20 protein-coding genes are annotated in these 16,403 nt (G+C 69.0%); 14 read left to right on the top strand and 6 right to left on the bottom strand.

Going from position 1 to position 16,403, the window contains the following annotated elements:
- Position 1 precedes the first annotated feature (1 nt).
- The 6 genes from H9I49_RS02305 (at position 2) to H9I49_RS02280 (ending at position 5,263) form a co-directional block, all read left to right on the top strand.
- Complete coding sequence (locus H9I49_RS02305) at positions 2–1,036, top strand: ImmA/IrrE family metallo-endopeptidase (protein ID WP_188028699.1); 1,035 nt, start codon at positions 2–4, stop codon at positions 1,034–1,036.
- 79 nt (positions 1,037–1,115) lie between these two features.
- Positions 1,116–1,271: a hypothetical protein gene (locus H9I49_RS02300; protein ID WP_188028698.1), complete on the top strand. Its 156-nt coding sequence runs from the start codon at positions 1,116–1,118 to the stop codon at positions 1,269–1,271.
- 87 nt (positions 1,272–1,358) lie between these two features.
- Positions 1,359–1,619, top strand: coding sequence for a hypothetical protein (locus H9I49_RS02295; RefSeq protein WP_188028697.1), 261 nt, complete (start codon positions 1,359–1,361; stop codon positions 1,617–1,619).
- The gene (locus H9I49_RS02290) at positions 1,619–1,987 is read left to right on the top strand and encodes a hypothetical protein (RefSeq protein ID WP_188028696.1); all 369 of its coding nucleotides are present in this window, start codon (positions 1,619–1,621) and stop codon (positions 1,985–1,987) included. The genes H9I49_RS02295 and H9I49_RS02290 overlap by 1 nt, the downstream gene beginning before the upstream one ends.
- A 22-nt stretch (positions 1,988–2,009) precedes the next feature.
- Positions 2,010–3,593: a ThiF family adenylyltransferase gene (locus H9I49_RS02285; protein WP_188028695.1), complete on the top strand. Its 1,584-nt coding sequence runs from the start codon at positions 2,010–2,012 to the stop codon at positions 3,591–3,593.
- Entirely contained in the window at positions 3,590–5,263 is a 1,674-nt protein-coding gene (locus tag H9I49_RS02280; protein WP_188028694.1) for an adenylosuccinate synthetase, read from the top strand. The genes H9I49_RS02285 and H9I49_RS02280 overlap by 4 nt, the downstream gene beginning before the upstream one ends.
- Here H9I49_RS02280 and H9I49_RS02275 read toward each other — a convergent pair.
- Complete coding sequence (locus tag H9I49_RS02275; protein ID WP_188028693.1) at positions 5,256–5,759, bottom strand: nucleotide pyrophosphohydrolase; 504 nt, start codon at positions 5,757–5,759, stop codon at positions 5,256–5,258. The genes H9I49_RS02280 and H9I49_RS02275 overlap by 8 nt on opposite strands.
- Before the next feature lie 199 nt (positions 5,760–5,958).
- On the opposite strand from H9I49_RS02275, the gene H9I49_RS02270 reads away from it, so the two are divergent.
- The 5 genes from H9I49_RS02270 to H9I49_RS02250 all read left to right on the top strand — a co-directional run bounded on the left by H9I49_RS02270 (position 5,959) and on the right by H9I49_RS02250 (position 10,831).
- Positions 5,959–6,627, top strand: a complete 669-nt coding sequence (locus H9I49_RS02270) for a hypothetical protein (protein ID WP_188028692.1) — start codon at positions 5,959–5,961, stop codon at positions 6,625–6,627.
- Between the two features lie 191 nt (positions 6,628–6,818).
- A complete protein-coding gene (locus tag H9I49_RS02265) occupies positions 6,819–7,616 on the top strand; it encodes a nucleotidyltransferase family protein (RefSeq protein WP_188028691.1) in 798 nt (265 codons plus the stop codon).
- A gap of 47 nt (positions 7,617–7,663) precedes the next feature.
- Positions 7,664–8,563, top strand: a complete 900-nt coding sequence (locus H9I49_RS02260; RefSeq protein ID WP_188028690.1) for a MoxR family ATPase — start codon at positions 7,664–7,666, stop codon at positions 8,561–8,563.
- Entirely contained in the window at positions 8,560–9,669 is a 1,110-nt protein-coding gene (locus H9I49_RS02255; protein ID WP_188028689.1) for a VWA domain-containing protein, read from the top strand. Before H9I49_RS02260 ends, H9I49_RS02255 begins: the two co-directional genes overlap by 4 nt.
- Positions 9,662–10,831 (top strand): XdhC/CoxI family protein, encoded by a 1,170-nt coding sequence (locus tag H9I49_RS02250; RefSeq protein WP_188028688.1) that lies wholly within the window; start codon positions 9,662–9,664, stop codon positions 10,829–10,831. The genes H9I49_RS02255 and H9I49_RS02250 overlap by 8 nt, the downstream gene beginning before the upstream one ends.
- Before the next feature lie 28 nt (positions 10,832–10,859).
- Here the strand turns inward: H9I49_RS02250 and H9I49_RS02245 are convergent, their stop codons facing one another.
- The 4 genes from H9I49_RS02245 to H9I49_RS02230 form a co-directional block, all read right to left on the bottom strand.
- The gene (locus tag H9I49_RS02245) at positions 10,860–11,774 is read right to left on the bottom strand and encodes a hypothetical protein (protein ID WP_188028687.1); all 915 of its coding nucleotides are present in this window, start codon (positions 11,772–11,774) and stop codon (positions 10,860–10,862) included.
- Between the two features lie 56 nt (positions 11,775–11,830).
- Positions 11,831–12,358 (bottom strand): RNA polymerase sigma factor, encoded by a 528-nt coding sequence (locus H9I49_RS02240; RefSeq protein ID WP_188028686.1) that lies wholly within the window; start codon positions 12,356–12,358, stop codon positions 11,831–11,833.
- A gap of 192 nt (positions 12,359–12,550) precedes the next feature.
- On the bottom strand, positions 12,551–12,979 hold the full coding sequence (locus tag H9I49_RS24280; RefSeq protein ID WP_188028685.1) for a DUF309 domain-containing protein: 429 nt from the start codon (positions 12,977–12,979) through the stop codon (positions 12,551–12,553).
- A 75-nt stretch (positions 12,980–13,054) separates the two neighbouring features.
- The gene (locus H9I49_RS02230; RefSeq protein ID WP_188028684.1) at positions 13,055–13,561 is read right to left on the bottom strand and encodes a cupin domain-containing protein; all 507 of its coding nucleotides are present in this window, start codon (positions 13,559–13,561) and stop codon (positions 13,055–13,057) included.
- A 78-nt stretch (positions 13,562–13,639) separates the two neighbouring features.
- Here H9I49_RS02230 and H9I49_RS02225 point away from each other — a divergent pair, with 78 nt between their 5' ends.
- Positions 13,640–14,251 (top strand): TetR/AcrR family transcriptional regulator, encoded by a 612-nt coding sequence (locus H9I49_RS02225; RefSeq protein ID WP_188028683.1) that lies wholly within the window; start codon positions 13,640–13,642, stop codon positions 14,249–14,251.
- A 3-nt stretch (positions 14,252–14,254) separates the two neighbouring features.
- Here H9I49_RS02225 and H9I49_RS02220 read toward each other — a convergent pair whose 3' ends face one another.
- Positions 14,255–14,743 carry a PaaI family thioesterase gene (locus H9I49_RS02220; RefSeq protein WP_188028682.1) on the bottom strand — a complete coding sequence of 163 codons (489 nt, stop codon included), beginning with the start codon at positions 14,741–14,743 and terminating at the stop codon, positions 14,255–14,257.
- Positions 14,744–14,826: 83 nt separating this feature from the next.
- On the opposite strand from H9I49_RS02220, the gene H9I49_RS02215 reads away from it, so the two are divergent.
- Positions 14,827–15,564, top strand: coding sequence for a FadR/GntR family transcriptional regulator (locus H9I49_RS02215; RefSeq protein ID WP_188028681.1), 738 nt, complete (start codon positions 14,827–14,829; stop codon positions 15,562–15,564).
- A complete protein-coding gene (locus H9I49_RS02210; RefSeq protein ID WP_188028680.1) occupies positions 15,564–16,391 on the top strand; it encodes a sterol desaturase family protein in 828 nt (275 codons plus the stop codon). Before H9I49_RS02215 ends, H9I49_RS02210 begins: the two co-directional genes overlap by 1 nt.
- Positions 16,392–16,403 lie beyond the last annotated feature (12 nt).

Here is a 16,403-nt window from a genome sequence, read left to right as displayed (position 1 = left end):
CATGCGCACGCTCGACGATTGCCTGTCCGCGGCAATTGCCACGCTCTCGCCGGAGGTCATGGCCCGATTCCCGGTCGACCCCTTGGAAACGATGCGCCGCGACCTGGGCTTGAAGGTGCATAGGGCCGAGCACCTGACCGAAAGACGTGCCGACGGCGGCGCCTGCGACGGCCTCTCCTTCCTCAAGGACGGCGTCATCCTCTTCGCACCGACTTGGAACAGTCGGAGAGAGAACTTCACATTGGCGCACGAAGTCGGCCACTGGCTTGTCAGCCAGGTCCCCGAGATCTTTGACTGGCTCTTTGACCAGCCGGAACCGAAGCGGTTCCTCGAAACTCTATGCGACCGCATCGCACAGCGACTGCTGGTGAGCGAGGGCGCACTGGCCGCTGTGATCGGCTCGGGTCCGATTCGAGCTCGGCACGTCGTCGACCTCTACGAATCGAGCCAGGCGAGCATGCCGACGTGCGCCATCGCACTCGCGGCCCGCCTGCCCGGTCTCGGGGCCGTCGTGCTGGTCGACCGCGACCATGAGACCGACAAGCTCATCGTTCGCTACGCCAGCGTTCATCCCGACCCGCACCACGGCTGGCCGAAGGTCTATCCATGGTCCGGTCAGGACCTCCCTATCGCCCATCCTCTGGGGTTCCTCGCGAAGGGTGCTGCCGTGCAGCAACGGACCTTTTGGGCCGCGCCCTGGGGCGAACGAGCCGACTTCTACATGGACGCCCTGGCGATCAAAGATCGACGCACGATCGCAGTTCTGGCCGACACCGACCTATGGGGCGCCGAGAGGTTTCACCCGCAGGCGCCCCGCGAATTCGACCAGCGACCCGAGCAAGAGATCGCCTGTTGCGGCCAGGTCCGCACCGCGCGCGGCTACCCGTGCCAGGACTGTCATCAGGTGCACTGCCCCATCTGTGGCAAGTGCCGTTGTGACCGACAGAACGAAGAGCTCGTCATGTGCGCCGGCGGCTGCTTCCTGTCGTATCGACCGAACCTCCTGGTCGAAGGACGCTGCGAAGACTGCCGCTAACACCACGCACCTCCACCTCGACTACCTACTGAGAGGCGCCGGCAGACACGGCGGCTCACGGAGGGGAGGTGAATCGGCAGTGGCGAAGAACACCGGCATGGGCCACCGCAGTGGCGCGATCACGGACCGCAGCGAGTTCAAGTCGAACGGCACGTGGTTCAAGCGCGACACGGGTACCGGCCGCATCCTCAACGGCAGCCCGAAGCAGCACAAGGGCGTCCGTAACGAGACCTGACCGTGCTGCCCGGTGGCCGGAAGCCGCCGGGCAGCGCGCCCGGAACCTTCGCAGCAGCACTACGACAACGAGTTCTCAGGAGGGAACATGAACGACAAGCACGAGCACGACAAGCACGAAAACCGCAAGCCGCTCACCTTCACGATCGACGGCCAGACCTTCACGACCCACGACGACGACCAGGAGGCGGCTTCGCTCCTGCGTCTGGCCGGTGTCGACCCGGCGCAGTACGACCTCGCCAAGGTCAAGCACAACGGCGAGCCCAAGGTCTACCGCGACGAGAAGGTCATCGACCTCAACGACGGCGACGCATTCGTCACCGTGCGACAGAGCGCCCAGGTCGCCTGATGACCGCAGGGTCTTCCCCCACCGACGGGGTCATAAGGTTCATCGCCGACCTCGAGGAGGAAGGCCACAAGCCGACCCGCTGCGGCGAGGCCGTCCGATACACGGTCGTCCCCGCGGCGGGCCGGTACGCCGGCCAGGAAGTCGAGACCGGCGTCAGCGTCAGCGAGCTGCAGGGTTGGCCCACGGTCCCGCCGCACTGGATCCACCTCGTCGACGAGGTGAACTTCGCCCACACCAACACCGACACCGTGGACTGCGAGCCTGGGTGGCGCCGTCACTCGCGCGAGGCAGGACCGTGGGCTATGACACGCAAGCCGATCCTCATCTGGATCTCACACGTGCGCGGCATACTCGGACAGGCGGTCTGAAATGTACCGGCACTCAGTCGCGATGACCGCGACCCACCATCGCGACCTCAGCCAGCACCTGCTGCGCGTCGACGGCCAAGAGGACATCTGCTTGGCGACCTATGCCCCATCCACCGGCAAATCCAGGACCAGCAGGGTGATCACCGGCATCGAACTGCCCCTCGACGGAGAACGCCAGGTGCACGGCAACGCCTCCCTCACCGGCGCCTACGTGCTCAGGGTGGCGACCCAGGCCGCCCGTGACGGTCGCGGCGTCGTCATGATGCACAGCCACCCGCGCGGTCGAGGATGGCAGCGGATGAGCTCCCCGGACGCCGACGCCGAGTCGTCGTTCGCCGGCCTTGTCCAGCAGGTGACCGGGCTACCGCTAGTCGGCATGACCCTAGCGGGCGATGAGTCCTGGTCGGCCCGCGTCTGGATCGACGGCAATGCGGGATGGGCAGAGTCGGTCCGACGAGTCGGCCAGACTCTGGTCACCTCCTGGAACGACGATCTGGTCTCGTCCCTTGCCGACGCCGCGACCCAAGCACGCACGATCTCCGCGTGGGGCGAGCGGCTGCACCGCGACATCACGCGACTCCGAGTCCTGGTAGTCGGCGTCGGCAGCGTCGGCCTCGACGTCGTACAGCGCCTGGCGGCCACGGGCCTCCTCGAGATCGGCGTCATGGACTTCGACCGGATCGAGACGCACAACCGCGACCGCATGATCGGAGCGACCCGCCGCGACGTCCGCCTTCGACGCCGCAAGGTCGACATCGCAGCGCGACTCGCCCGCCAGGCCGCCACCGCGGAGACGTTCACGGTGACGCGCCACCACGACAGCATCTGCTCGCCCACCGGCATGTCTGACGCACTCGACTACGACATGATCTTCAGCTGCGTCGACCGGCCGTGGCCACGAGCGGCACTTAACACGCTCGCGTACGCCGACCTGATCCCGGTCATCGACGGCGGGATCGCCATCGACACCTTCGCAACCGGTGGGATGCGAGGTGCCACGAGACGGGTGCAAACCGCGACCCCGGGAGTTCCGTGCCTCGCGTGCACGGGCCAGATTGACATGACCGAGGTCGCGCTGGAGATGAGCGGTGACCTCGATGATCCCGAGTACATCCGCAGGGCCGGCCGAAATCCCGTGTCCGGCCGCCCCAACGTGGCAGCGCTATGTGCCGGCGTCAGCAGCAGTCAGCTCGAGCAGTTCGTGGCCTTGGTCGCTCACCCCGCTGGCTGCGGCGTCCCCGGCGCGCAGCGGTTCAGCCTCGCGCTGCACCGCCTCGAGCGCCTTCCTCACCAGACGCAGCCCTACTGCACTACCGAGAGCCAGGGTCCCATCGGAGACGGTCGGATTGACCTGCGTCGCGCCTCCGGTCCTTGGTCAGACCAGAATCGGGTCCGGACACTGAGGCGTTGGTTCGACAACCTCATAGATCGTCGGCTGGAGTCGATTGCCAACACAGGTATTGAGTCGAGTCCTCCGGTCCACCTGCAGCGCCAACCTGGGCGGAGGCGAGGCCCCCTTCCACATTTCCGTCAGACCCCATCGACATGGGCGGTCACGAAGGTGGACGACGTGTCGAGCCATGCGAGCTGCATAAAGGGGGCATGATCGATCTCATAGATGGTCAATCAGGGGGTACTTCTTTGACGCAGATTCTCGTCGCGCTTTCGGGGCAGGTCGCAAGTGGCAAGTCAACGCTGGCCAACGGGCTATCCGTCCGATTTGGTGCGGAGGTCGTCGCCACGCGGGAGCTCATCCAATCACTACATGAGAGAACACGGACGGGGCCGGAGCTATGTGATCGTGCGGGCCTGCAAACGTTCGGAGATGAACTCGACGCCACTACAGGTGGCTCTTGGGTCGCGGATGGGGCCGAGCCCTTCATCGCGACGGCCGTGCCGCGGGGTGTAGTTGTTATCGACTCGGTGCGAACGGAGGGTCAGCTTGAGCAGTTGCGTAGGCGGTTCGGCCGAAAAGTCTGGCATGTGCATGTCAAGTCGAGCAGCAGTTCCGAGCTTGAGACTCGCTACCTGAGTCGTCGCGGCGACACCGGAATCTCGGAGTTCGATTCCTATGCGGCGGTGTCCGCAAACGCGACGGAGGCAGCCGTGCCACGGCTCGAAGTCCTGGCCGACGTCGTGCTTGACACCCACCGGAACACTGAGACCGACGTCCTCATCCGGTGTGCCGCTCGCGTGGGCTTGTTAGCGGACCTCGGGGAGCCCCTTGTCGACGTCTTGGTGGGTGGTGAGTTTGGCTCAGAAGGAAAGGGCAACATCGCCTTCTATCTCGCTCCCGAGTACGACGTCCTCATGCGGGTAGGTGGCCCCAATGCTGGTCACAAAGTGCCAACTGAAACGCCCACGACGCACCGTTCGCTCCCGTCGGGCTCGTTGGCCAATACGGCGGCGCAAATCCTTATTGGACCCGGAGCTGTTATAAACCCGGCCGTCTTGCTTGAGGAAATTCAGACCGCTGGCGTGGACCCGCGACGTATCCGCATCGACCCGCAGGCGATGGTCATCACCGATCAAGATGTACAGGACGAAACGCTGCTCACCGAGCGGATCGGTTCCACCGGCCAGGGTGTCGGCCGGGCGGCCGAACGCCGTATCAGGGCACGAGAGGATGCCGATGCGTCGGTTCTCGCGGGAGCTTGTCTAGAGCTCCGCCAATTCATCGCCTCTACCGGGGATGCCCTTGATGAGGCCTATGCCAATGGCAGCCGGGTGTTGCTTGAGGGCACTCAGGGAACGGGGCTCAGCCTGTTTCACGGTACGTATCCCTGGGTCACAAGCAGAGACACCACCGTAGCCGGCGTGCTCAGCGAAGCTGGCATCAGTCCCAGGAGGGTTCGTAGGTCCGTCATGGTGTGCCGCACCTATCCCATTCGCGTTGGTGGACCGTCGGGGCCGATGGGCCAGTCGAAGGACCTGACTTGGGACGAGATTGCCGAGCGCTCAAAACTTCCCCGAGCGGCGATCGACGAACGCGGCTCTGTCTCGGGCAACGAACGGCGCGTCGCTGAGTTCGACTGGTGGCAGTTGCGTCGCGCCTCTGAGCTCAACGGAGCCACAGATGTGGCGTTGACCTTTGCCGATTACCTTTCCGCACAGAACCGCGAGGCATTCCGATATGAGCAACTAACCGCAGAGACGATCAGATTCGTCGAAGAGGTCGAACAGGTATCCGGCGCCCCAGTCTCGCTGATCGCGACGAATTTTTCTCGACGTAGTGTGATTGACAGGCGCGAGTGGCGAGGCCGCACGGTCAACTGAGACTCTCGTTGGCAGCCGGGCCGAATGGCAGCGTCGGCTGCTCTGCGATCACAGCCGCGATGTCCGGCGGGCTGTACCGGGGTGACTTCAACACCTTGCCATCGTGCCTCAGAACGGGGCGGCCACGCTCATCCAGTTTGCTCAAGTTGGAGCGGTGAACTTCGTCCAGGATGAGATCCAGATCGAGTCCAAGGGTAACCGCCGTCCCGTATGCCACGTAAACGATGTCAGCCAATGCATCGGCCATGCCGACCAAGTCGCGGCGGTGGGAGGCGACCGCAAATTCCGCTGTTTCTTCATCCAACAAGCGCTCTCGCAACCGTAGAACCTCGTCCGTGACGGACTCTACGGAGGGAGTGTTCGCCCGCGGCAGGCCAAAGGCCCGGTGAAACGCATGTACCTGGGCAGCCACGCGCGAGGGCGCCACTCGGGGCCGCGACGCTCGGGACAAGGGTTCGATGCCGAGGCCGGGGACGGGCAGGACCAACTGCTGCATGCACGGCGCGTGTGGGCTCGGCGTAGGCTCCAGACGATGAGGGACGTCGGATTCGTGCCGCTCACCTGCTAAGGGCGCCGAACGAGTTCCCGACATGGCGGCCATCCTGCCACGACCCGCACGGTCGGGCGCAGCTTCCCGTCGTGACAGGCCGCCACGGTGACCTCGGAGATGGCTTGCGCGGGTTACGGTTCGAGCCATGCACGTAGACGACCTCATTGGGGCACACCCTGTCCTCTACCACTTGGCCTCGCGCGCCGCGTGGCCGAGTATCCAGAGGCACGGCCTCTTGTCCACCGCGGCGCTAATCGACCTCTTCGGGGTAGTCGCTGATGAGCGGGCCGAGATGCTGGAGCAAGTACGCCAGAAGAGCGTGCCCCTTGCCCACCCGACACATGGCCACGCGATTGTTCGTGACCAGGCGCCGCTGAAGTTCATAGATCGGTGCCTTACTGAGGGCGCCACCTTGCCCGACTTCTTGTCCGCACTGAACTCGCGGGTCTACTTCTGGCCGACCGAGGACAGGCTGAAGAGGCTACTGCGCGCGCGCCAATACCGAGACGGCGAGCACGTCGTGCTCCACGTGGATACGGCCAGCCTGATCTCTGTGCACGGGGCGGCAGTCGAGCTATCGCCGTACAACACGGGATCTGTACACGTCCCCAACGCCCCGCTGCGGGGGCCCGAGACATTTCGCACTGTGTCTGCGTATCCCTACGACGAGTGGCGGCGTAAGCGTGGTGCAGGCGGCGATGCAGTAGCCGAAGTCACGGTTCTGGACGCCGTTCCAGACCTCAAAGAACACCTAATCCAAGTGGAAGCTTGGTCCTCAGGCATGCCTGCCGGCATGCTGCCCTTTGAATCCTGATTCTCTGCATCCCGGAGCTTCCGAGGCGCACAACCTGGGACGGCGAGCCGATGTGGTCGGTGCAGTGATGACTGCATTTGCGGGACGTCGTGCCCACAACGTCGATGCGGGACACTGTGGGCGGGGTGACGCGGGTCAGCTCCTTGAAACTTGCCGGCGTCAGCACCTGCCTACGCGGTAGGTTCACGACTGTGAGCGACCTGGAGAGCGGGCCCCACGCGGCTGCGGTGCACGGGCGAGCGGCACACGTGCGAGGTCTGGTCCTCGCAGCCGGCGAGGGCCGACGGATGGGTGGGCCGAAGGCTCTCCTGCGCCAACACCCGGACGATCCCACTCTCGTCGAGCGCGCTGTCGCCATGCTCCATGCCGGAGGCTGCGCCGGTGTCACCGTCGTCGTCGGTGCCGCCGCCGAGGAGGTCGCCACCATCGTGACCGCCCTCGGTCGCGACGTCGACGTCGTCACCTGTCCCGACTGGGACGAGGGCATGGGCGCCTCCCTGCGCGCTGGACTCACGGCTCTCGCTCGTTCGACCCACGAGGGCGAGGGGTGCGTCGACGCGGTGCTCGTGACCTTGGTCGACCTGCCCGACCTGACCCCTGAGGTGGTCGCCCGGGTGCTCGACGTACCCGGACACGTCGACAACGCCCATTCACAGCACGTCGACTCCACCGGACGCACGCACGACCTCAGCCGGCCCCACGGCGTCGAGGAACGCGGGCACACCGACGCCGCCCGCCACGCCCTTGACGTCCGGGCCGCCAGCGACCCTGAGCTGCGCCGCGCACTCCGCCGGGCGGCATACGACCACGTGCCGGGGCACCCGGCGCTCATCGGGCGCGACCACTGGGAGCAGGTGGTCGCGACGGCCGTCGGAGACCATGGCGCCCGGCAGTACTTCCGCACGACGCCCCACGAGCTCGTTGAGTGCGGCGACCTCGCGACGGGCCGCGACGCCGACACACCGGAAGAGCTCGACACGTCCCGCTAGAGGGGCCTTCGCTTCCGCAAGCCCCGATCATCAGCGATGCTCAGGGAATGGATCACGTCTTCAGCGGCGCCGACGACGTCACGACCGCCCTCGGCGGCACGGGCTACCTCGCCGACGACGCGCTCGCGACCGTGACCTTCCTCGCGACCCGGCTCAACCGGCCGATCCTGCTCGAAGGCGAGCCCGGCACCGGCAAGACCGCGCTCGCCGAAGCCCTCGCCGAGGCGCTCGACCTTCGCCTCATCCGGCTCCAGTGCTACGAGGGAATCGATGCGACCCAGGCGCTCTACGACTGGGACTTCCCCCGCCAGATCCTGCACCTGCGCACCGTGGAGGCCCTGACCCGCGACGCCGCCAGTCACACCGCCCGCGACACCGAGGCCCTCGAGTCCGAGCTCTTCGACGAGCGGTTCCTCCTCGCCCGGCCGGTCCTCGAGGCGCTGCGGGCCGCCCCCTGCGTCCTGCTCATCGACGAGATCGACCGCGCCGACGACGAGTTCGAGGCGTTCCTGCTCGAGGTCCTCTCGACGTGGCAGGTCACGATCCCCGAGCTCGGCACGGTGAGCGCCTCCACCCCGCCGATCGTCGTCCTCACCTCCAACCGCACGCGTGAGCTCCACGACGCCCTGAAGCGCCGCTGCCTCTACCACTGGATCGACCACCCCGGGCTCGCGCGCGAGCTCGAGATCGTGCGGACCCGCCTGCCCGGGGTCTCGGCCGCGCTCGCCGAGCAGGTCGTCACCCTCGTCCAGCGCCTCCGCGGCTCGGGCGAGCTCATCAAGCCACCCGGCGTGGCCGAGACCCTCGACTGGGCGCGGGCCCTGGAGACGGTCGGCGCCACCCGCCTCGACGCCGAGGTCGCGGCCGCCACGCTCGGCGCAGCCCTGAAGTACCGCGAGGACTCCGAGCGCATCCGGGCCTCGCTCGACAAGCTGCTCACCGCATGACCGCAGCACCCGAGCCAGAGCCCGACGAGCTGCTCCTCGGCTTCGCCCGGGCCCTGCGCGCCGCCGGTCTCGGCGTGACCGCCGACCGCGAGCGGACCTTCCTCGTCGCCGCAGCGACCGTCGGCGTCGGCGAGCGGGCCCACGTGTACTGGGCCGGCCGCGCGACGATGACGTCGGTGCCGGCCGACTTCCCCGTGTACGACGAGGTATTCGAGCGCTGGTTCGGCGGCGAGGCCATCCCCAGGGGACGCCAGGTCGACGTCGTGCGGCCTCCCGTGCGCCAGGCACCCCTCGACAGCGGCGAAGGGCAGGCGGGCGGCGATGACACCGACACGCTCCAAGCGCGAGCGAGCGCCCAGGAGGTGCTGCGCCACCGTGACGTCGCCACGCTGAGCGCGGCCGACCGAGCCGCTGCCGCAAGGCTTTTCGCCGGCCTCACGCCTCGCAGCCCCATGCGTCGCGCCCGCCGGCACGTGCGCTCGACGAACGGATCGGTCGACGGACCGGCGACCCTCCGCGAGCAGCTGCGCCGCATGGGCGAGCCGGGCCGCATCCACCACCGACGCCGCAGCGTGCGCGCCCGCCGCATCGTGCTGCTCGTCGACGTGTCGGGGTCGATGAGCCCGTATGCCGACAGCCTCCTTCGCCTCGCCCACGTCTTCGTGCGCACGGTGCCCCACGTGGAGGTCTTCACCATGGGCACGCGCCTGACCCACGTCACGCGGGCCCTGAGCGAGCGCGACCCCGACCGGGCGCTCGCCGCCGCCGGACGCGTCGTGCCCGACTGGTCGGGCGGCACCCGGCTCGGTGAGGCGATCGGGGCCTTCCTCGACCGCTGGGGGCGTCGGGGTATGGCTCGGGGCTCCGTCGTCGTTGTCTTCTCCGACGGCTGGGAACGTGAGGCCCCGGAGGTGCTCGGCGAGCAGATGCGCCGGCTCGCCGCCCTCTCGCACCGGGTCGTGTGGGCCAACCCGCACCGCGGCAAGGCCGGCTACGAACCGGTGCAGCAGGGCATCGTCGCGGCCCTGCCGCACATCGACGACTTCGTCGCGGGCCACTCGCTCGCGGCGTTCGAGGAGCTGATCGAGGTGGTCTCCCGTGCGTGAGGTGATGGACGAGCTGATGCGCTGGTGGGAGGCGGGCGAGACCGTCGGCGTCGGCACGGTCGTCGGCACGTGGCGCTCGGCGCCGCGCCAGCCGGGCGCGTCGATGCTCGTCGGCCCTGGCGGTGAGGCCGTCGGCTCGGTGTCGGGCGGCTGCGTCGAGGGCGCGGTCTACGAGCTGAGCCAGGAGGTCGTCGAGACCGGCCGGCCCGTGCTCCAGCGCTACGGCGTGAGCGACGACGACGCGTATGCCGTGGGGCTGACCTGCGGGGGCATCCTCGACGTGTTCGTCGAGAAGGTGAACCGCGAGACCTTCCCCGAGCTGGGCGACGTCGCTGCCGACATCGCCGCCGGGCGGCCGGTCGCGGTCGTCACCGTCATCGAACACCCCGAGCCGGCCTGGGTCGGCAGGCGCGTGGTCGTGCACCCGGAGACCGAGGGCGACGGCGACACGGCATCCGTCCTCGGGACGTTGGGCAGCGGCCGCGCCGACGACGCCGTCCGTGACGACGCGAGAGGCCTTCTCGCGCAAGGGCGCTCAGCGATCCTCACCTACGGTCCCGATGGGGAACGCCGTGGCGAGGGCATGCGGGTCTTTGTCGCCTCCCACGCGCCCAAGCCGCGGATGCTCGTCTTCGGGGCGATCGACTTCGCGGCCGCGGTCGCGCGCGTGGGCGCGTTCCTCGGGTACTACGTGACGGTGTGCGACGCCCGGCCCGTCTTCGCGACGAAGACGCGGTTCCCCGGAGCCGACGAGGTCGTCGTCAGGTGGCCGCACGACTACCTCCAGAACGAGGTCGCCGAGGGACGCATCGACTCCCGCACCGTCATCGCCGTGCTGACCCACGACCCGAAGTTCGACGTGCCCCTGCTCGAGGTGGCGCTGCGGTTGCCGGAGGTCGCATACATCGGCGCCATGGGCTCGCGGCGCACGCACGAGGACCGGCTCGAGCGGCTCCGCGAGGCCGGTCTGACCGACGACGAGCTGGCCCGGATGAGCTCACCGATCGGGCTCGACCTCGGCGCGCGCACGCCCGAGGAGACAGCCGTGTCGATCGCCGCCGAGATCATCGCGCTGCGGTGGGGCGGCGCCGGCGAGCGGCTCGCGTCGACCGAGGGCCCGATCCACCACCATCATCCCGCACACGAGGAGCCCGCCTCCTGAGCGGACTCCTCGTGGGCCGAACCAGCAGTCAGTTCAGCCGGACCCAGGTGTCGTTCACGCCCCCGAAGCGGTCGCAGCTGCCGGCGGCGAGCGTCGCGTCCAGCGTGCTGCCGTCCGTGATGACCGACTCGTACTCGATGGTGCACGAGCCGGTGCCCTCGGGCGGCCAGAAGACGACCTGGCCGTTCAGCCTTGCCCGCATCGTCCCCGTCCGTGGTTCAGTCGTCGCGCCCAGGTCCTGTGCGGCGTACGTGAACTCGTGGGCAGCCGGGTCCGCTTCCTTGACGACGGTGAGAAGGGTGCCGGTGCCGCGGAGGAGCCAGGTCCCCTCCAGGTAGGCATCCTGGTTCTCGAGCACAACCTTGACCGGTCTGATCGGGGTGAAGTTCGACGTCGACGCGCGTCCCGCTGAGGACGCGGGGGACACGCGAGTGAGATCCCAGGTCGAACCCGGGCCTGCGATGCCATCCTCTCCGGGACATGCCGGGGTCTCCGCCGGTTGCACCGCATGCAGGTGGCCGTCGGCCGAGATCGAGGCGGACCACCGGGCCTCACAGGGGGGACTCGCAGGGTCCGACACGATGAAGCCTCCTGTAGCGGGCCGCACCACCGGTGCGTCGCCCGGGACGGCAGCCGTGAGCAGATCTGGTTTGTCCGACACGATGACGCGTCCGTCGGTGGTGAACCTCCAGAGCCAGTCGGAGCCGTCGACGCGCCAGATGCCCTCGAGCTGGGCCAACGTGACGGGTGGCGAGACAGCGGGGCCGGGGGTCGGCTCCGGACCCGAGCGCAGGGCCAGCGCACCGAGCACGACGCCCGCCACGGCGCACGCGGCCACGGCCGCCTGGAAGAGCCTGTTGCGCTGCCGCCTGCGCGCGGCCGCGTGCTTGACGCGCTTCTGCTCGAGCTCCTGCTCGAGTCGGTTGACGTCCTGCGTGGTCATCTCGAGTCCCTCCCCAAACGTGCGGAGCGCCTCGGTCACCCTGCGCTCGATCGCGTTCATCGTGATTCCTCCAGTCGCGACTGCAGCGTGGCCAGCCCCCGGTGTGCATGGCGCTTGACCGAGCCGATGCCGATCTCGAGGAGCTCGGCCGTCTCCCGCTCGCTGAGCTGGAGGTAGTAGCGGCAGGTGATGACCTCCCGCTGACGACGAGGCAGCCCGCGCACCTGCTCCGCGAGTCGGCTCGCCTCGTCTCGTGCGACGACTTCGGTCGCCGCGTCCGTGCCGACCTGCTCGTCGAGGGCGTTCACGTGCAGCAGTGGCGCACCACGTCTCGCGCTGTACATCCGGCGCTGGTCGGAGCGGCACCGGTTGATGACCCCCGAGCGGAGGTATGCCAGCGCCGCCCGCTCGTCTTGGGGCGGCCAGTGTCGGCACAGTGACAGGTAGACGTCCTGGACCGCCTCCTCGGCACGCCCTCGGTCGCCGAGCAGGAGGTAGGCGAGACGGACGAGCTCGACACAGTGGGAGCGGAAGAGCCCGGTCAGCACCTGCTCCATCGTCCCCTGCGTTGCAGCTGAACCCATGCGGATCGCTCCCGTGACCACGTCCCACCTCTGACCAGCAGTCGTGCGTGTCAGGGAAGAAGTCGCTTGTCCTCCTCGAAGGTTGACATGCACGGTCGAGGGATTACGTGCGTCTCGGAAAGAGCAGCTCGGCCGCGCTGAACCCGCTGCCAGCCCAGGTCGCGGCTGCGCTCGGGCGTTCGCCGAGCCCCGCTACTCGGCGGGGACCCGGTCGCGGGCGCAGGAGACCACGGCCGTGAGGTCGAGACCGTACGTCGGGCCTCCGCCTGCGCCGTAGTCCTGCAGCCTGCCCACGCCCCGTTCGAGCAGCCGTCGGGCTCCCACGTCGTTGCCACGGGCGGCATGTGTCAGGGCGACGCAGAGCTGGGCGAGCCCCTGCCACAGGTCGCGTTCGTGCTCCGGGCCGGCCTTCCAGCGCGCCTCGAGCACCTCGTGCGCCGAGAACGGCCGCCCCTTCTCGACCAGCCCCTTGGCCACGGTCAGCGTCTCGTGGGGCGGCAGCGGCTCCTCCGACACCGGCTCGACCCCCGCGCTGCCGTAGGGCAGCGGCCGGCCGAGAGCATCACGAGGTCGCTCCTGACGCGGTCGCCCGGCTGGGTCGCGGTCGCGGTCGTCGGTCACGGCCGGATCCCTCGGGCGTGACCCGGATGCGGTGGCAGCGTCATGCGGCCAGCGTAGGCCGCCCGTGACGTCGGGTCACGAGCCGGCGGGCGCCTCGGCGGAGAAGGGCGGCGGTCCGAGCAGCTCGATGCCGCCGTTCTCGCGGGCGGAGGCGGCGACCCGGTCGAAGTCGACCAGGCCGGTGCTGGTGTCGGCGTCGATGGGCTCGCTCGCGCCGAGGTAGAAGGCCTCGCACGTCCCCGGCGTGTGCAGGCAGAGCATCCGGGCGCCGTCGGGGCCGACCAGGAATGCGTGCGGCACACCGGCCGGTGCGAGGGCCAGGCCACCGGCGGTGACCCGGTGGTTGGCGCCGTCGAGGTGCACGAGGAGCTCTCCCTCGAGCACGACGAGGGTCTCGTCGGCGGGGTGCGTGTGCAGCGGCGTCGCCTTGCCGGCGCCCATCGACATCTCACACAGCAGGAACGCGCCGCCGGTGTCGGCCGACCGGGCCAACCACGTGTGGACCCCGCCGCCGTAGAACCACCGCCGTTCGGCGGCGTCGGCGTTGCGGACGAGGGATCGGCCGATCTGCGTAGCGCTCATGTCGCGCCTTCTCTCCAGTTGGCGACGGCAGAATTTGGGACTGCCGTACCAAATTGAGACTGGCGTACCATGTTCGCCATGTCAACCCCCTACGAGCAGGGTGGCTACGTCAACCCCAAGCGGCGCACCCGACAGGCCCTCGTCAGCGCCGCGCGCGACATCGTGGCGAGCGGTCGGGCGCCCAAGGTCGAGGAGGCGGCGCTCGCCGCCGGAGTGTCGCGGACGACGGCATACCGCTACTTCCCCAACCAGGCTGCACTTCTCGTCGCTGCTCACCCGGAGGTCGGCGCGCCGACCCTGCTCGACGCCGATGCTCCGGTGGACGTCGCGGCGAGGCTCGACGCGGTCGTGGACCGTTTCGTGCAGCTGATCCTCTCGACGGAGGTCCAGCAGCGCACGATGCTGCGGCTCTCGTTGGACCCGGACCCGCAACGTCGGGCGGACCTCCCCCTGCGGCAAGGGCGGGCGATCGGCTGGATCGAGACCGCCCTGGAGCCCCTGCGGGCCGAGCTCGGCGACGCCGCCGTGCACCGCCTCGCCCTCGCCATCCGGAGCGCGACCGGCATCGAGGCACTCGTCTGGCTCACCGACGTCGCGGGCCTGTCGCGCGACGCCGCCGCCGACACGATGCGCTGGTCGGCGCGCGCCATGCTCGGTGCAGCCGTCGGGCCCGGTGGTGCGCCCGCCTGACGCTCAGGAGCGTGGGCGCCAGCGCTTCCAGACCGCGGTGGCCTGGGCGCGCACCTTGCCATCGAAGCGCAGCTCGACATCGACGGTCATCTGCGGCTCGTCGGCGGTCGTGACGACGGCGTGCAGCTCGACGGTGTCGTGGAGCGGCGCCGGCCGCAGGTAGCGCACGTCGAGCCCGGCCGTGACGTACGACAGGTCGGCCCCGGGCAGCGGGGGCCAGCCGGCGCGCTTCGCCTCGAGCATGACGGCGGCGGCGCTGTGGCAGTCGAGGACGGTGCCGATGATGCCGCCGTTGAGGTAGCCGAGACCGTTGTCGTGCTCGGGCCACGGCGTGAACAGCGCCGTGACGCCGTCCGTTGCCGTCTCACCGAGGGGGTAGCTCTTCAGCTGCAGGCCCTTGGCGTTGGCCTGGCCGCAGCCGAAGCACGGGAGGTTCGGGTAGAGCCGCTCCTGGATGCTGATCGGGCTGCTGGTGACGTCGGTGTCCGGCATGCGCCAAACCTACAAGCGGTCCACGGTCACAAAATTGGTCCAACCACTTGATGAGTGGATGTGTCCGCTGTCATGGTGTCCGCATGAGCCAGAGTGGATTCAGGCCCGTGACGCGTCGCTCGGTGTCGGACGAGGTCTTCGCGGAGCTGCGCGACGCCGTCCTCACCGGCCGGTTCGCCCCGGGCGACTCGCTGCCGCCAGAGCGCGAGCTCGCCGCGTCCTTCGCGGTCAACCGGCACGCCGTGCGCGAGGCGCTCCAGCGCCTGCAGGCCGCCGGCTTCGTCCACGTCGTCCACGGCGGTGGCACCCGGGTGCTCGACGTGCGCAGCACCGCGGGGCTCGACCTGCTGGCTCACCTCGCACGGTCAGGCGACGGGCTCGACCCGACGATCGTGCGCGACGGCCTCGAGATGCGCCGCTGCATCGGCGTCGAGGCGGCGCGTCTCGCGGCAGCCCGCGGGTCCGACGCCGCGCGTGAGCGTGTCGTGGCGGCAGCGGCGGCATACGCCGACGTGGACGACCCCGACGCCGACCGCCACTTCTGGCTCGAGGTCGTCGAGGCCAGCGGCAACCTCGCCTTCCGCCTCGCCCTCAACTCGCTCGTCCACGCCATCGACCGGACCCCGGATGTGATGGACGCACTGCTCGCCGCCGACCGGGCCGACCTGCTCCCGCACGCACCGCTGGCCGCCGCGATCGCGGACGCCGACGTCGACGCCGCCGCGCGGCTCGCCGACGCGATCCTCACCCAGGCCGTCGACGTGTGGGCCTCGCTCACCGACTCCGGTCGCGCCCCGGGCACGGCAACCAAGGGGGCGTGATGGTCGACCTCGTCGTCACCGCGATCCCGTTCTTCGTCGCCTTCATCGTCATCGAGGTCGTCTCGCTGTGGTTCGCGCCCGACGACGACGAAGTCGGCTACGAGGTGCGCGACACCGTCACGAGCCTGTCGATGGGCCTCGGCAGCGTCGCCGTCGGGATCGCCTACAAGGCACTGCAGCTCGTCGTCTACGCCGCCCTGTATGCCGTCACGCCGCTGCGCCTCGACACCTCGCTCTGGTGGGTGTGGGTCGTCATCTTCGTCGCGGAGGACCTGGCGTACTACTGGTACCACCGCGCCCACCACGAGGTGCGCATCCTCTGGGCCAGCCACGTCGTGCACCACTCGAGCCGGCGCTACAACCTCTCCACGGCGCTGCGCCAGACCTGGACGCCGTTCGGTGGTATCCCGTTCTGGGCCCCGCTCGCCCTCCTCGGCGTGCCACCGTGGGCGATCTTCCTGCAGCAGTCGATCTCGCTGCTCTACCAGTTCTTCCTTCACACCGAGCGGGTCGGAAAGCTCTGGCGCCCACTTGAGCTCGTCATGAACACGCCGTCGCACCACCGCGTGCACCACGGCACGAACAACGCTTACCTCGACCGCAACTACGGCGGCATCCTCATCGTCTGGGACCGGCTGTTCCGCTCGTTCCAGCCCGAGCGTGAGCGAGTCGTCTACGGCCTGACGAAGCAGCTGCGCACGTACAACCCGCTCGTCGTCGCCACCCACGAGTACGCCGCCATCTGGCGTGACGTGCGCGCCGCCGCCTCGTGGCGCGACCGCGTCGGGCACGTCGTCCGTGGCCCGGGCTGGCAGCCTCAGGGGTGACGCATCGACCGC

Source organism: Terrabacter sp. MAHUQ-38, from assembly GCF_014518425.1.
Taxonomy (GTDB): Bacteria; Actinomycetota; Actinomycetes; order Actinomycetales; family Dermatophilaceae; genus Terrabacter.
This window is presented reverse-complemented; position numbering and strand designations above follow the sequence as displayed.

Coding starts and splice junctions, on each gene's coding strand:
- H9I49_RS02305 (WP_188028699.1), top strand. CDS start 2: ATGCGCACGCTCGACGATTGCCTGTCCGCGGCAATTGCCACGCTCTCG.
- H9I49_RS02295 (WP_188028697.1), top strand. CDS start 1,359: ATGAACGACAAGCACGAGCACGACAAGCACGAAAACCGCAAGCCGCTC.
- H9I49_RS02290 (WP_188028696.1), top strand. CDS start 1,619: ATGACCGCAGGGTCTTCCCCCACCGACGGGGTCATAAGGTTCATCGCC.
- H9I49_RS02285 (WP_188028695.1), top strand. CDS start 2,010: ATGACCGCGACCCACCATCGCGACCTCAGCCAGCACCTGCTGCGCGTC.
- H9I49_RS02280 (WP_188028694.1), top strand. CDS start 3,590: ATGATCGATCTCATAGATGGTCAATCAGGGGGTACTTCTTTGACGCAG.
- H9I49_RS02275 (WP_188028693.1), bottom strand. CDS start 5,759: ATGCAGCAGTTGGTCCTGCCCGTCCCCGGCCTCGGCATCGAACCCTTG.
- H9I49_RS02270 (WP_188028692.1), top strand. CDS start 5,959: ATGCACGTAGACGACCTCATTGGGGCACACCCTGTCCTCTACCACTTG.
- H9I49_RS02260 (WP_188028690.1), top strand. CDS start 7,664: ATGGATCACGTCTTCAGCGGCGCCGACGACGTCACGACCGCCCTCGGC.
- H9I49_RS02255 (WP_188028689.1), top strand. CDS start 8,560: ATGACCGCAGCACCCGAGCCAGAGCCCGACGAGCTGCTCCTCGGCTTC.
- H9I49_RS02245 (WP_188028687.1), bottom strand. CDS start 11,774: ATGACCACGCAGGACGTCAACCGACTCGAGCAGGAGCTCGAGCAGAAG.
- H9I49_RS02240 (WP_188028686.1), bottom strand. CDS start 12,358: ATGGGTTCAGCTGCAACGCAGGGGACGATGGAGCAGGTGCTGACCGGG.
- H9I49_RS02230 (WP_188028684.1), bottom strand. CDS start 13,561: ATGAGCGCTACGCAGATCGGCCGATCCCTCGTCCGCAACGCCGACGCC.
- H9I49_RS02225 (WP_188028683.1), top strand. CDS start 13,640: ATGTCAACCCCCTACGAGCAGGGTGGCTACGTCAACCCCAAGCGGCGC.
- H9I49_RS02220 (WP_188028682.1), bottom strand. CDS start 14,743: ATGCCGGACACCGACGTCACCAGCAGCCCGATCAGCATCCAGGAGCGG.
- H9I49_RS02215 (WP_188028681.1), top strand. CDS start 14,827: ATGAGCCAGAGTGGATTCAGGCCCGTGACGCGTCGCTCGGTGTCGGAC.
- H9I49_RS02210 (WP_188028680.1), top strand. CDS start 15,564: ATGGTCGACCTCGTCGTCACCGCGATCCCGTTCTTCGTCGCCTTCATC.